Annotated in this window: 11 protein-coding genes and 1 pseudogene; 2 read left to right on the forward strand and 10 right to left on the reverse strand. The window is 40.7% G+C overall.

What is annotated here, in order from left to right; all coding sequences use genetic code 11:
* Positions 1-2 precede the first annotated feature (2 nt).
* Together DWX62_RS05705 and DWX62_RS05710 are read left to right on the forward strand one after the other, a co-directional pair.
* The gene (locus tag DWX62_RS05705; RefSeq protein WP_120137729.1) at positions 3-3224 is read left to right on the forward strand and encodes a glycoside hydrolase family 2 TIM barrel-domain containing protein; all 3222 of its coding nucleotides are present in this window, start codon (positions 3-5) and stop codon (positions 3222-3224) included.
* Between the two features lie 97 nt (positions 3225-3321).
* Positions 3322-4110, forward strand: a complete 789-nt coding sequence (locus tag DWX62_RS05710) for an N-acetylmuramoyl-L-alanine amidase-like domain-containing protein (RefSeq protein WP_005829430.1) — start codon at positions 3322-3324, stop codon at positions 4108-4110.
* A 78-nt stretch (positions 4111-4188) separates the two neighbouring features.
* Here DWX62_RS05710 and DWX62_RS05715 read toward each other — a convergent pair whose 3' ends face one another.
* From DWX62_RS05715 to DWX62_RS05760, 10 genes and pseudogenes are all read right to left on the reverse strand, one after another.
* Positions 4189-5751 carry an ATP-binding protein gene (locus DWX62_RS05715; RefSeq protein WP_120137728.1) on the reverse strand — a complete coding sequence of 521 codons (1563 nt, stop codon included), beginning with the start codon at positions 5749-5751 and terminating at the stop codon, positions 4189-4191.
* 128 nt (positions 5752-5879) lie between these two features.
* The gene (locus DWX62_RS05720) at positions 5880-6830 is read right to left on the reverse strand and encodes a glycosyltransferase family 4 protein (RefSeq protein ID WP_057255928.1); all 951 of its coding nucleotides are present in this window, start codon (positions 6828-6830) and stop codon (positions 5880-5882) included.
* Positions 6831-6853: 23 nt separating this feature from the next.
* A complete protein-coding gene (locus tag DWX62_RS05725) occupies positions 6854-7849 on the reverse strand; it encodes an NAD-dependent epimerase/dehydratase family protein (RefSeq protein ID WP_005829435.1) in 996 nt (331 codons plus the stop codon).
* A 121-nt stretch (positions 7850-7970) separates the two neighbouring features.
* Entirely contained in the window at positions 7971-8801 is an 831-nt protein-coding gene (locus DWX62_RS05730) for a glycosyltransferase (RefSeq protein ID WP_005829436.1), read from the reverse strand.
* Positions 8802-8839: 38 nt separating this feature from the next.
* Entirely contained in the window at positions 8840-10027 is a 1188-nt protein-coding gene (locus tag DWX62_RS05735; RefSeq protein ID WP_229031910.1) for a glycosyltransferase family 4 protein, read from the reverse strand.
* 13 nt (positions 10028-10040) lie between these two features.
* Positions 10041-10877 (reverse strand): LicD family protein, encoded by an 837-nt coding sequence (locus DWX62_RS05740; RefSeq protein ID WP_005829440.1) that lies wholly within the window; start codon positions 10875-10877, stop codon positions 10041-10043.
* Positions 10877-12127 (reverse strand): oligosaccharide flippase family protein, encoded by a 1251-nt coding sequence (locus tag DWX62_RS05745; RefSeq protein ID WP_117599515.1) that lies wholly within the window; start codon positions 12125-12127, stop codon positions 10877-10879. The genes DWX62_RS05740 and DWX62_RS05745 overlap by 1 nt, the downstream gene beginning before the upstream one ends.
* Positions 12128-12146: 19 nt before the next feature.
* On the reverse strand, positions 12147-13097 hold the full coding sequence (locus DWX62_RS05750) for a hypothetical protein (RefSeq protein WP_240054012.1): 951 nt from the start codon (positions 13095-13097) through the stop codon (positions 12147-12149).
* Between the two features lie 46 nt (positions 13098-13143).
* Positions 13144-14220, reverse strand: a complete 1077-nt coding sequence (locus tag DWX62_RS05755; protein WP_005829445.1) for an EpsG family protein — start codon at positions 14218-14220, stop codon at positions 13144-13146.
* 44 nt (positions 14221-14264) lie between these two features.
* A pseudogene (locus tag DWX62_RS05760) lies at positions 14265-15571 on the reverse strand (Gfo/Idh/MocA family oxidoreductase).
* Positions 15572-15998: the final 427 nt, after the last annotated feature.

The following is a 15998-nucleotide window of genomic DNA, read 5'->3' on the forward strand; positions in this document are numbered from 1 at the left end:
TTATGAATAAAAAGTATTTTTTACTCACTTGCCTCGCAGCGTTTCCCTTTGCCCTGACTGCTCAGGAGAACAATCGCTACGAAGAGATTACCAACCCCAAGCTGACAAGCATCAACCGGGAGCCTGCCCGCAGCACGTTCACCTCCTACGTCACGGAGGCTGATGCCGTCATCAATGACCGCAAGAACGGAACATTCCGCTTGTCCCTTAACGGGAAATGGAAATTCCATTATGTGGAAACCTTCGCCGACCGCCCCACGGACTTCATGATGGACCGTGTGGACGCCAGCCGCTGGCCGGACATCAATGTACCCGGAAACTGGGAGTTGCAGGGATTCGGTACGCCCATCTATGTGAACCAGCCTTATGAATTCTGTTCTTCGGGCTATCCTCCTTATTGGGACAAGCCCAATCCTCCATACGTTCCCCAAGAATGGAATCCCACCGGCACCTACCGCCGCGAGTTCACTCTTCCGGGAGACTGGGACGATAAGGAAATTTTCCTGAGTGCCGACGGCGTACGCGGGGCAGCCTTCTACTACCTCAACGGCAAGTTTGTAGGCATGAGTAAAGATGCAAAGACTCCGGCGCGTTTCAACGTCAGCGCCATTGCCAAGAAAGGGAAGAATGTCATTGCCATTCAGATACACCGCTTTTCCGATGCCAACTATCTGGAATGCCAGGACTTCTGGCGCATCAGTGGTATCGAACGGGACATTTACTTATATGCCCAGCCTCAAATCCATCTCACGGACTTCAAGGTGGAGTCTCCTTTGGATGAGAACTACCGGAACGGTATCCTCAAGGTAAAGGTGCAGTTTACCAATGAAAGCGGACAAAATTCCCCATTTGTCGTTGGTTACCGCCTGCTGGACAAGAACGACCAGCAGATAGCCCAGTCCTCTACTCAGGTCAGCGGTGACCAAACGGAAGTGGAATTCACCAAGAAGACCATCCAGGAACCCCTGCAATGGACAGCCGAAACGCCCAACCTCTATACCCTCGTCGTCAGCTTGAAGCGCCCGAACGGAGATGTGATTGAAGCGACAAGCTGCAAAGTAGGTTTCCGTACAGTGGAAATCAAGGACAAGCAACTGTTGGTAAACGGACAACCTATCCTCGTGAAAGGCGTGAACTATCACGAACACAACGAGAATACCGGTCACTATGTCTCCGAAGAACTGATGAAGAAAGATTTCGAGCTTTGGAAGAGATACAATGTCAATACCGTCCGCACCTGTCACTATCCCCAGCAGGAACGTTTCTACGAACTCTGTGACGAATATGGTATCTACGTCATCGACGAAGCCAATATAGAAAGCCACGGCATGGGTTACGACCTGCGTGTAGGCGGCACGCTGGGAAACAATCCGCTCTTCATGAATGCCCACCTCGACCGTACCATGAATATGTACGAACGGGACAAGAACCATCCGTCAGTCATCATCTGGTCGCTGGGCAACGAAGCCGGAAACGGATTGAATTTCTACGTTACCTACAACACCTTGAAGACGCTCGACAGTCGTCCCATCCAGTATGAACGCGCACTGTTGGAATGGAATACGGACATCTACTGCCCGATGTACGCTTCCCCTTCCTATCTGGAAAAGTATGCCCGGAACAAGGAGATGACGCGTCCCCTCATTCTTTGCGAGTATGCCCATGCCATGGGCAACAGCCTCGGCAACTTCCAGGACTACTGGGACATCATCGAGAAATATCCTATCCTCCAGGGCGGCTGTATCTGGGACTGGGTAGACCAGGGCTTTGCCGCCAAGACAGACGACGACCGTAAATACTGGACCTATGGCGGCGACTATGGCGAGAACGGTACCCCCTCCGATGGCAATTTCTGCATCAACGGCGTGGTATACCCCGACCGCAGTGTCAAGCCGCAGACGGAAGAGATGGGGAAGGTCTACCAGAACATCAAGTTCCTCGACTTCGACAAGCAGACTTCTACCGTGAAAATCCGCAATGATTTCTCCTTCACCAATCTCGACAAGTACGACTTCTACTACATCATCCGCGACCACGGGAAGGAAGTCTACCGTGGCAAGATTGAAAATATCCATGCCGCACCGGGCAAGACGGTAACCACCGGCTTCCTGAACGGCATACCCAAAGAGAAACAGACAACGGGAGATGTGCGTATCGAGTTCTATGCAGCCATCAAGACGGCAGAGCCTTTCCTCCCGGCCGGCACGGTCATCGCACGCGAACAGACCTACGTCCATACTTTCTACAAGAAAGAGGCTACGGCACAGCAGCCCGCCACTTCTAAGGAAGAGGGAAATTTGGTGGCGTTCTCCGGTCCCGACTTCAAAGCCACCTTCGACAAGCAAAGCGGTCTGCTCACCTCCTATTTATACAAGAAGCACGAGTACATACTGAACGGTCAAGGTCCCCGCCCATTCTTCTGGCGTGCACCGACGGACAATGATTATGGAGCCAACCTCCCCGTCCGCCTCAAAGCCTGGAAAGAGGCAAGCTATCAAGAACCAAAAGCCGAAAGTTTCCAAGTGACTCCGGGCAGCAATGCCACGACAGTAAAGGTGACCTACCGTTTTCCGCAGACAGAGGCCCGTTGGGACATCACCTATAAGATATATGCCAGCGGAGTCATCAAGGTAGACAACCGGTTCATGGCCGAAGGAGACCAAGCTCCGATGATACCGCGTGTAGGCCTGCGGATGCAGTTACCGGAAAGTTTTACAGACTTGACCTACTACGGCCGCGGTCCGAAAGAGAATTACCGAGACCGCCGTACCTCCCAGTTCATCGGAGAGTACGCCATCCCGGTCAAGGATATGTACGAGCCTTACGTCCGTCCGCAGGAGAACAACCATCGCACGGATATCTATTGGTGCGCCCTTACCGACAAGGCGCAACGGGGCCTGCTGCTCATCGCCGACCGTACTTTTGAGCTGAACGCCTCCAACTATTCCCTGGAAAGCATGGATAGCGGCGATACAATTGACAACGGTACCCCGCGTACCGAAAAGACCCATCACCGCCACCTCACCGACCCTCTGCCGGAAAAGATGGTCGATTTATTCATTGATTACCGCATGATGGGTGTCGGTGGAGACGACAGTTGGGGCGCAACCGCCCATGAACCCTATCTGATTCGTCCGGGCAAAGAGAACGCCATTGAATACAGTTTCTCCCTTGTTCCGTTCGATAAAAAGGAGGATTATAAATATTTAATCCAGCAATATTGAATTTAATCCCTCCGGATTAAGCTTTTATAAAAAGGATGTAGTAAATTTGCTGCATCCTTTTTACGTTTAAGAACAATAATAATCAAAAGAGAGAAAAATGAAAACAATGACTAAATTTATGTTCAGCGCCCTCTGCGCCGCAGCCATGGTAACTTCCGTTTCTGCCCAGGGAGGGAAAGATATGTTGAGCAATGGAATAAAGTATCTGGATGTGCCATACGTAGCCCATACGCTGGAGGCAGATGGTCCCGAAGAACTCGTCATCAACTGCGATGAAGTAGACTGTACCACGCTGGTGGAATATGTACTGGCAGAGACGCTTACCCCCAAATTGGCCGACGGAGACATCTCGGAAAGCGCTTTCGCCGATAACCTGCAAAAAATCCGTTACCGTGACGGTAAAATCGACGGGTACACTTCCCGCCTGCATTATATTGCCGACTGGATAAACAATGGCGTACGCAACGGCTTCCTTCAAGATGTAACGGGCGCCATGAGTCCCGACACCGAACGGTTGTCTATCTCCTACATGTCTTCCCATCCCCAACTTTACAAGCAGCTGGCCAATTCGCCGGAGAACGTAGCCAAAATGAAGAAGATTGAACAATCCTTGTCCGGCAAGGAAGTTCACTATCTTCCCAAAGCCAAACTTCCCGCCGATGGTCTCCCGTGGATTAAAGACGGCGATATCATAGCCATCACCACCAACACTCCGGGGCTGGATGTAGCCCACATGGGAATCGCTTTCTATGCGGATAACAAACTCCTGCTGGTACACGCTTCCTCTACCGACAAGAAAGTGGTCGTCTCCAAAGTCCCCTTGTCCCAAATGCTGAAAGACAATAATAAATGGACGGGAATACGGGTGCTGAGAATGAAGAAATAAGGTGAAATACTATAATACGGAAAAGGCGATGGAGAATAGAATCTCCATCGCCTTTTCCATATATAGGATTGTTCGTTCCTATTCCTCTACGACAATATATTCATCAATATTCCGTGTTTCTTTACTGAAGTTCACACCTACTTTCACTAATTTCCTGCCATCCAAGGTATAAGGAATCAGATACCCCTTCTCATCTATTTGCTTCAGAGCTGCGTCGGCTGTACCGTCCAGTTTGAACTCAAAAACATAAATAGCGGTAGGGGTATGAACTACCGCGTCCGCACGGCCGCGGCTGCTGCGAACCTCAGACCGGATGAACTGTCCCAGCAAAGTAAACACTACATGAAAAATAACCTGATAATGACGTTCCGTATCATCACTCAACTCGTACGGAATACCGGAGAAGAATATCTTAAGACGCTCCATAAACGCCTCCACATCCCCACTCTTCAATTCACGCATGAATTTAGCGATGTGGAAACCAGTCTCATCATCAGTAACTTTAGTATAAAAAGGAACCAGAAAATTCAGAAAGCCGTAACGTATCTCATCATTCGGAAAGCCTAAAGTGTATAGCTTCACATCATCATCATACCCTTTTATGGTCAAATAACCACTTTGATAAATCATCGGAAGAGGATTATTTTTTTCCGCACGATATTCAGAGAAAGCGGAAGCCAGCACTTCCACTCCATCTATCAATAGACGTATATCGTAATCACTCTGCTTCAGCAAGTCAACCAAGTAAGTAGGTGTGCCGGTCTGAAACCAATAGTACCCCATCTCTTCTGCATCAAAAGCATTCAATACACTGAACGGATTGAACATTCCTACACCTTCCGGATGAAAATGGTAACCATCATATTGACGTTCCATCAAATCAATCACTTCTTGTAAAGATATCCCTCTTCGTTTAGCCAGTCTCTCAAGTTCCGGCAGAAAGGTTTTCACCAACTCCTCTTTGGTAATACCACACAAAGCAGCGTAAGGAGACTTCATGCTGATATCATTCAGCTGGTTCAAGTCACTGAACACACTTACTTGCGCAAACTTGGTCACTCCGGTCAGGAAAACAAAACGAAGATAACGGTCAGCGCTCTTCAAGACACCGTAGAATGCTTTCAATGTTTTCCGATACTCATCCAGCAAGTTCTCATCCAAGACCGCTTGAAGCAATGGCTTGTCATACTCATCAATCAGGACAACAACCTGCTTTCCTGTCTGCATGCATGCCTGCTCTATCACGTAAGCAAAACGCTCTTCCGGACTACGGTCTTTCTTCTCCTGACCATAGAGCAGCTCCCATTTCTCCAGATACTGATTAAGCATAGCCGTCAAGTCAGCAGCAGCTTCATATTTCCGGGCATTCAAATCCAAGTGCAAAACCGGGTATTCTTCCCATTCCTTTTCCAGCTGTTCGATGGCCAAACCTTGAAACAGATCCTTGCGTCCTTGAAAGTAGGCTTCAAAGGTAGAAAGAAGCAGACTCTTGCCAAAACGACGGGGACGGCTCAAGAAATAAGGTTTACCTACATTTGCAATTTGATAAACCATAGCCGTCTTATCTACATAGAGATAACCATCCCTACGTATTTCCTCAAAAGTCTGTATGCCAATCGGCAGTTTACGCATCTGTTCCATGTTATTATTATAACCTGATTGGTATATGACAAAGGTACGATTTATATTTCAAAAATAAGACGAAAGGCGATGGAGATTTTAGTCTCCATCGCCTTTCATTATTTTACTAATCATCATTTCAGTATTACTCACGTAGACTGGTGCAATCCGAAATACTTCTTCATAAAGCAGGTATAAGAAAAACAAAGCAAAAGAATTATACCTGTCAAATACCAATAACCGTAACCTAAACACATTATATATCCTACGATAATGATTGCCTGTACTGCCATGTAAATAGAAGAAACCATTATATGGGGAATCTTCAGCTCATTCGCCATAATCTGATACAGATGCTTGCGATGCGGTAGCCCGATATTCTCATGAAGCATCAGGCGGTGAATGATAGTCAATACACTGTCTACCCCATAAACGGACAAAAGAACTATCCAGCTGAAATCACCCGTTCTAATGATAAGTCTTCCTATCAAAAAAAGAAGGATGAAGGCAATGCTCACAGAACCCACATCACCCGCAAAGCATTTGGCACGCTTGCGGAAATTGAAGAAGCAGAAGACTAGAACGGAACAGATAACGGTATAGATGAAATCCGCTTCTACAAAAGTAACCACCTCCTTATTGATATAGGCCAACGCAGCAAGAATAACCAGAGAATAACCTCCCGTTATCCCATTAATCCCATCCATAAAATTGTAGGCATTGATGATGCCCGTACAGACTATCAAGGCTATGACTATCCACCACCAGGACAAGGAGAACAGCCCCCACTGATAAAACATCATAGCCATAGCAGAGAAATGAAAAAGCAGTCTTGTCATCTGTCCGGTGGATTTTATATCGTCCACGAAGCTGATGAACGTCACCAGTGTCAAGGCAAGCAGGAACCAGGGATATTCAAAGCCACTCGTCAGGAAATAGGCAAACGCCCCGAAATAGAAAATAATCCCACCACCGCGTAAAGTCACTTTCGTATGGGAACTCCGCTCATTGGGCTTGTCGATGATATTGCACTTATCAGCTATTCTAAAATAAAAAAGTTCTGCTAAAAACAGCAGAACCAATATAATCAGATAATACATAACAGTATTTTCCTCTTTAATTTTTAATTGTTTACTTTTATATTTGAGAACGATTTTATCGTTCTCACTATCCCCTCCTCTGCCCTCACCGGCATTCTGTCAATACCCAGGGCAGCCTTTATCTTCGCATTACTCACCACATAATTCTCAGTCAACTTGTGCAGACGCTCTTCATTTAAAGGCAAATGGAGCAGAGTCCCAAGCCGGGCACAGAATTCCATCAGTCCTCTGTTTATCTTCCAGATATGCGGCTTGCGCTCCAAAGCCCGACACATCAAAGCTATCAGCTTATTCGTGGACAAGGCTTCGTCATCTCCCATGTGGTAGATACCACTCGCTACCTCCTTGGTCAAAAGACCTTCCACCACATAGCAGAGATTGTCTATCGAAGTAAAAGACCTTCTGTTCTCAAAAGCCCCCAAAGGCCAGGGAACACCTTTCCTCACCACATTATAAAGAAGATTCAGATTGCCTTTGTTACCGGGACCATGAATCATGCAGGGACGCAGGATATAAACCTGCTTGTCATCATAAGGATTAGCTTTCAATTTCCCATTCTCAACCTTCAACTTGTCAAGGATGTAATTCTCGGCAGCTATCTTACTTTCCCCATAAGGCCCTACCGGAGCAGGCACCACATCTTCAGTCAGCATATCACCCACCACACTGTCTGCAGCGGCTTTCACAGAACTGAAGAATACGAACTTCTTCGCAGACGATTCCAGAAAGAAATCAAATATCTTTTGGGTCAATCCCGTATTGATATCAAAATAGGATTGGGCTGCGGACCGATTTTTCATATCATGGGCTTTACCAGCCAGATGAATAATGGCATCGAATTCAGGAAGATCCCACATCAGAAAAGAAGCCGGTTCAATATCCTTCCAGAAAAAAGTCTTTACCACCCCCTCCTTTTCAGGAGCGACAATATCCAGCCCGTAAAGGCTATGACGTTCCTTTAGGGCAACAACAAGATTGGAGCCCACAAAGCCGTGGATTCCAGTGATTAATATGTTCATGGAATTATTCTATAAAATATACTGACCAGAAACGTGATTACCAGTTAGGGACAAAGCCTTTACCGAGGACAAAGGTAGGTCATTTATTACTTGCCAGAAATAGCATATAAGATATTCCTATTTACTCTCTCATTTTACGGGGATTCATGCGATTCATCAGCCCTTGAAAATAAACATTTAAAGGATATGGCAATAAAGAACGGACAAAGGGTATACAAACTCCAATATATGCAATGAAAGACAAATGAAGTCTTCTACAGCCACGTAAACCTATTTTCATTCTATGCCACCCTACTTCTATACTGTTTTTTCTCACACTGTCAGCAAAGAAGCGATAATGCAACAATGGTTCCGAAATATTGGCAAAATGCAATCCTTTTTCTGCACACCTGAACCATAAATCATAATCATCCTGACGCGGACCGGCATCAGGTTTATACCCACCTACTGATAAGATTGCATTTTTTCGATACATCACAGTAGGATGATTCAAGGGACAAGTCCAGACCAGACGAACAATATCCTCATGCGAAACTGGAACCTTTATAACCTCTTCAAGATTATTTCCACATTCGTCAATTTTAGTCGCATAGGCCCCCACAATATCTATCGTAGGATGTGATTGCAAAAAAAGAACTTGTTTCTCAAAACGAGATGGATAGCAAATATCATCTGTATCCATACGAGCCACAAACTCATAGCTACAATGCTTTAAGCCTATATTAAGTGCCTTGCTTAATCCTAAATTATTAGGCAAAGGAATAATTTTAAGCAAATTAGTATCGTAAGAAGATAGAACTTTTTCTAATTCAACAGTGAGAGGTCCATCCTTAATCAATATGATTTCAGAAGGAGGAAGCGTTTGGTTCAGTACACTATCAAGTGCAGACTTCAAATAAATCGGCTTTTCTTTATAATAGACCGAAATCAATACAGAATAGTTAGGTGACATTTATATAAGATGAATTATTTAAGGATCCATAGCTATTCTCAAGCCTTCTGCCATAATTTCGCATAAGATAATATCATAGCTTTTTGAGAAAATTTTTCTTCATAAATAATTCTTGACTTTTCCCCCATTTTTACAAAATCAGGTCTGTCAATCAATATCTTTTCAAACAACTCAGAGAGTTGTTGTTCATCTACATCTACCAAATAGCCTGAAATACCTTCAACAATCATTTCTGGAATACCTGCTATACGAGTAGATATAATGGGCAAACCACAACGCATAGCCTCAATAATTGATATTGGCAATCCTTCGTCTTTAGAAAACAAAATAAAAGCATCCGAGTTAGTCAAATAGTCATTTACTTGGTTTGAGTTGCCCACAAAATAAATATCAGCAGAAAGTGTAGCTGCTACTTTTTCCAAAATATTACGCGAAGGACCATCTCCGACAAAAGTCATGGAAAAAGATTTTTGTTGTTCAGAGGTCAATTTAGATAATGCATGAAGTATGCCTATTTGATTTTTACGATTACACAATGTTCCTACGCATACTAACCTAGTCTGATTGGTTGAAGATATACCCTTACTTCCACCTTCAATATCAGGGATGCCATTATAGACAAATGAAGTCTTTTGCGAAGATATGTGGGGGTAAAGATGACAAAAATTCCAACGTGGGAAATCGGCTACAAAATTTACTTTATCCACTCTATTCAGTACAACATCCTCTATCCTACGTTTCATAATACCAAAAAAACAAGAACGAAACAAAGGGTAATACTCTTCATACATTGACCATAAAGAGCCATTACTATGCAGTGTCAAATACACAGATTTTTTGTTTTTTCTTTTACGCAAATAGTAATAACAAGTAAACAAGTCTTGAAAATGAATAATATCCGGCAATTCATCATTGGGTATTTCATCGAAGGCTTCTACTATCCGTTTGGAATATCGTAATCCAGAAAAATAAATCATAGCATACGTCATGAGATGGCTATATTTAGCATATCTCATCAACTTGTTTTTTAGTGACGCTTTCCTCTTGATTTTATCATTGTTAGAAAAATTTCTTACTTCACCATGTACATCGTCAAGTGTGAAAGTTGATAGTCCGATTCCCTGATTCGCAAAATCATTGATGCAACTTCTTAACCCAAAGACAAACCGTGCAGCCCCATTAGGTGCTTTTATCCATCCGGGGAAAATAATCGTTACTTTTTTCATTATACTCCTATTTTCATTCATTCCATTCTAAACTTTCTTTGTGATTACAGCGTGTAAAAGGTTCTATTCCATTATTATGACTGACTCGTTTGTTAAGAGGAGGCAATTGCATATAATCGCCAAAATATTCGCGCAAATAAGTATCATAATTACATGGGATATTAAACATCTCTCCTTCAAACTCGTGACGTTTCAAAGGGAAAAGAACATCTTTGGATAAAAGCTTATACTCATTTATTTCCATGGCCCAAGCCAAGCTATCGGCTTCCTCCATTGTTTCAGCATGGAAAAAGTCATTGAGCCAATTATAAAGAGGAATATGTGAATATCTAATAAAACGTTTCATCAAATACCCCACTGTACGTTGCAAAAAAGCTCCATGTCTTACTACTGAATAATTGGTATCGTGAAGAAATAATTTCAGATGCGATTGCCACCATGAATGTTTTACATAATCAAAAGGGAAAATATCTAAAAATATACCTTTATGACATTTCAATCGTTCATACATTGGCTCATGAAAAGTACTGTATTTATCACGTAATTTCGCAAAAAACATGGGATAATCAGAATCTGTTTCTCTGGTTTGCAGGTAGATATCATCGCGTAATTCAGTTTTTGCAACTTCTAAAAAACGATAATAATCATTACGCAACATCGCTACATCAATATCATCGTCCCAAGGAATAAATCCACCATGACGAATAGCTCCTAACAAAGTTCCTCCATCAAGCCAATAAGGAATATCATATTTTGTACAAATGCGATCTAACTCTCTAAGTAATTTAAGCATAATAAGTCTGGCTTGCTCATTCACATTCTTACCTTTTTCACGGTCATCTTTCAGCATTATCTTAATATTTTAAATTTTCTAATGTAATATGCTCTTGCCACTAATAATGAAATATTAGTTATAAGCTGTATAATCAAAATTGATAAAAGATTGGTATGCAAGTTGAAAATAAATACAAATAACATGCATGCAACGTAAACCCCCAAAGAGCACCACATGGTTATGTTAAATGCTTTAAAATAGCCAGCTGCAACCAAGATGGGACTACCTTGCAAATAAATGATAGAATTGGTAACTATCAGCGGAGAAAGAATATATACTATTTCAACAGAGGGTTCCATCAACCCTTTGCCCAAAAGTTCAACTCCCCAAGGTGCCAGCAGCACACACAGCCCCCATATCAGTATAGCAACCCAAAAAGATATTGCCATAACCTTACGCATTAATCGAAAATTACGTTCAGATGCCACTTTAGGATAGAGAACTTGATTAAGAATCATTATAGGAAAAGAACCTAAACGAACTATCTTATTAGCTAAGTCATAATATGCCACTTCCTGCATACCAATAAAATTGCCAAGCAAAATAGCATTGCTTCGTTCTATTATCATATCAGCAATACGTGAATAAAAAATGGAAGTAGAGCGTTTGAAACGATACACCACATTGCGCATTTTTACCCCTATCAGCCTAACCTTATATTTCTCAAACATCACATACAATCCATAAGCAGTGCCAAACAAGCTACCAAGACTGAACAAAATAGGATAATACAGATAGTCGGCTTTCGAATGAATGAACACAACCATCAATATCACAAAAACAAGTTTACAAATCAACTGAAAATAGGTAACATACTTCAGTTCTTGTATTCCTTGAAAAAACCAACCCGGGAATAATACAGAAGCTATGCAATGTCCTGAAAAAAGGATATAAAGCATTTTCATCTTTACATCAAATAACATTAATGCTCCCACTAATAGCGACAGCAAAAACATACAAAATATAAAGCGAATGTAAAGCACCGATGATACAATCTCATTCAATCTGTGCTTGACATGTTGATATTGGGCTACATCTTTCACCGCAGAGATATCAAATCCCCATGCAGCCACCATTTCAATATATGTAATTACCGTAAACGAAAATACAATGTAGCCATATAATTCATCACCCAGTTTACTAATAATATAAGGATAAGTAATTAATGGTAAAAACAAAGCTAATACATTAAGTATAGAAACAAAAAAATAGTTCTTTACCAAGATTTTATTTGATAATATTTTATCTATTATTACCCGTTTCAACTTTACCTATTTAAGATATTCAACATTCATTATTTATTAATAGAGCCCTCATTTCTTCCCTACTTTTAATACAATCAAATCCCCAATATTTGGAGGCAAGAAGTCGTTTATCCACTTGTGCTTGTGATGAATCTTTTTCAAAAGTTTCCCATAAATCACGCCATAAAGGATTCACTTCTTCCAAGGTTTGTACAGGATTAATTACAAGATGAGGTTTGCCGAGATATACGCAATATCCTGTATGAGTACCAATACTATTTGAACAAGTATAATCAGATAATAAGATAATCGTTTTCAGACGATTCAAGAAGTTTATATCCAACTGATGACCAGCAGTGGTCACTTTAAATCCAGCTTTATTATATAAATCACCAAAACCGTTTTTATTTTCATCTAAATAATACATATTCACAATTACAGTATCAAATCCAAGCTTCTCTTTAAGTTCTAGCAATTCATCAATCATACAATGTATTTCATATTCTAAGCCACCCTCACAGCATGTATGTGTAGGAAAGAAAAGAAGAGTTTTGCCTAATTCCTTTTTCAAGGAATTCATCTCTTCACTATTCAACATACATTCAGCATAATGTATGTAAGGGCCAATAGCAATCACGGGTTTATGTAAACTTCCAAGCCCCTTCACTCGTATGTTGCTGAAAGTCATGATACGTTTGGTCGTTTTACACCACGCGGCCATAGGCACATAATCATCTACATAAAGTCCATGTTCTATTGACCATCCAAACTTATTTACACCAGAGTATTGTTTCAAAGCATAAGCCTGACCATAAAAATTAGAATCCTTAATAGCCTCTATTGGATAATAAGGTATAGGTTTTACTAATTCCTTATAATCAAACATGCTCAATGCCTGACGACGGTTAATCTCTTTCCAAAACCGTTTCTTGTTTCTCAGGCGATAATAAGTGTTATAGAGTGACAATAAAAGGAATGATTCTTTAAGCACTCGTGAAAAGTAAGAACGAAACATTTTGCAAAATCCTTCAATTAGGTTACATTGAAAAAATCGTAGTAAAAGGTATATAATTAGCTGATTCCTTTGACACTTCTTTGTTGAACATTAAAATTCCATACAAAAGAATAACAGCTAAACACAAAAAACGCCATTTATTAACATACATCAGATTTAAAACAGATGGGAGAATAAAAATATTTGCTACATAACATGTGCTTGCTATACGTTCTGAAATAGCACCAAAAGAATTGAATAATAAAAAAAAAGTAATACCTATAAATAAGATATTATAGAGAAATATACTTTTTTTGTCTATAAGTAGAAAATAAGAAACACAAAAAAGAGTGAGATTAAAGAACATTCCTATCGTAACCCCTGTCTCATTCAAAACTCCTGAATGTCCCCCATTTAAATAAAAAAACAATCTATTGTCAGTACCTATTATAGAAGAAAGCAACGTATCAAATAGAGAAAGGAGCCAATCGGGATGAGCAGATATAATAAAAGAAAACACCAAAACACCTGCATATATATAGATGGGATATTTTCTTAAATGGATAAACAATAATGATAAGAAGCAAAGACTTAACGCATGAAACATGGCACCACAAACAAGAGAAATAAATGCTCTTTTCTTTTTACCGACAAACCACCAGGAATACCCTTTCCAAACAAAGCTCACCATCACCCCATGACGAATCAAGTTAAAATGGAAAGATAAAAAGAATAGAAATACATATAATACGACTGACAAAGGTATATTATCTGAAAAAAAAGCAATGGCTCTTTTTAGATTACAAACTATTATCAAAAAAAGAATAAATGAAAGGAGTTCAAATGGAGCACCAATAGAACGCAACAAGGAGGATAACAGCACATAACCAGGTTCCACAAAAAAATCTTCACTCGTCAATTCAAACAAAGAATGAATTCGATAATAATAATCCGTATATTCCAAGTAATCAGTTCCTACGTCATACCTAAATACTACCATTACGAAAAGTGCAAGAATATATATGAAAATAATATAAAACCCCGTTCTCTTCAATCTGCTATCCTGACTCAGAAATGTTCCTATAACACCTATCCACAATAAAAAATAATAAATCCCCATTTACTTGATTACAAATTAACTGCCCTAACTTGTCAATAACAATACTACAACTTGTACACGTTCTTCCCCAATATGTATATTTCCTGAACCTCTGCCATCATAAGGTTCTCTTCCTTCGACACCTTACTAAAGTAATAACCATCCGTTAAGATTGCGACTACAAAGTCTTTTATTTCATAACGTAAACCTTCACCTACATATGGATAAAAATACTTCTTATTATAATTTTGGTCTTCATAACGAACCTCAAAGTAATCAGTCTTCCACCATGGAGCTGGTACATACACATACCCCTTGGTTCCTGCAATAGTCAAAGAACCTTCTGTCTTAACGCCCAAGCCTACTTGAAATGAAGCAACGGCATGATCATAACGAAAAACAGCCTTAGTGAACATATCCACATCATTCTTCATCTTGGAATAAAAATTAATGTTTCGGAACTTTGTTCCCAAAAACTTAAAGATAGGCAACAGAGGAAAACAAGCATTTTCACTCATACTACCGCCAAAGTATTTGCTGTCAAGCTTTGCTGAATTTTCGTCTGTAAGAGTGGTCACAGAAGCATTTACCTCAACGATCTCACCAATCACACCGGAGTTGAGCAGAGAGAATAAGTGCCCGAAAGCAGGACAATAAGCAGTTTTGAGTGCGATCTGAAGCAATAACCCTTTTTTCTCTGCAATCGAGTAGAGTTCTTCTGCCTGCTTCTTACTAAATACAAATGGAGTTTCACAAAGAACAGACTTTCCCGCGTTCAAAGCAGACTTTGCATATTCATAATGAGTATAGTGTGGAGATGCAATATAAACGGCATCGCAATTTTCATACAACTCTTCTAAATCACGAGCAACTATAGGAATCAAGAATTTTTCACAGAACGAAACACATTCTTCTTGATTAGGATTGTATGCAACAGAAACGGACGCACTATTCACATTTTTCGGCTCTGGAACAAAACGTGAAGCAATACTGCCAGTACCAATAATGCCAATATTAACAATAGGACGCTTCTGGCGAAGCAAAGTAGATGAGACACCCTGAGTGCGAGGAAGGTAAATGACTTTACAGAACTCATTGAGATAGTCAAAATAGCCTTCCCAATCTGAACCGATTGCAAAAACATCCACTCCATATTTCTGTATATCATCAATCTTCTGCCCACGATATTCTTCTATCACAATTGATCTGCAAGACCAGTGGATTTAACCGCTTCAATACGTTCCATCACGTTATTGCACGTGTTCATCTTGCCTCTCTCCAAGTCGAAATTATCTGTGGTAACACCCACAATGAGGTAATCACCTAAAGCTTTCGCACGTTTTAAGAGGTTATAATGCCCCTGATGAAACAAATCGTATGTTCCTAATAACTTTCTTCATAACCTTAGATAAATCGCTTTTCTCTTAAATCAATAAATGCAGCAATCAGTTTGTCGTAATCCTATATAGTCCTTGAAACGTTCATCCTTCAACATGGCCTCATAAATCACTCGCGTACTATCGGAATAATGACGTCCACCATAACATACAAAAAGCATGAGTTTACCGTCTGGCTTCAAGAACAACTTGTACAAATTTACCAAACCTGACATTACGTAATAGTAGACGTAATAAAGTAATTTACTTCTTTTTATCTTTGTTGTGATATCCATATTTATTACATTTTTCATTTGACAATCGGAGATATAGAACTGTAATTATTTTATTACGCGTATCCTTATACCACTTATGAAAAATATTATAGGAACTTTATGCTTCATACAAAAGGACTGGAGGAAC

This window comes from Bacteroides sp. AF20-13LB (genome assembly GCF_003603065.1).
In the GTDB taxonomy this organism is placed as follows: Bacteria; Bacteroidota; Bacteroidia; order Bacteroidales; family Bacteroidaceae; genus Bacteroides; species Bacteroides uniformis.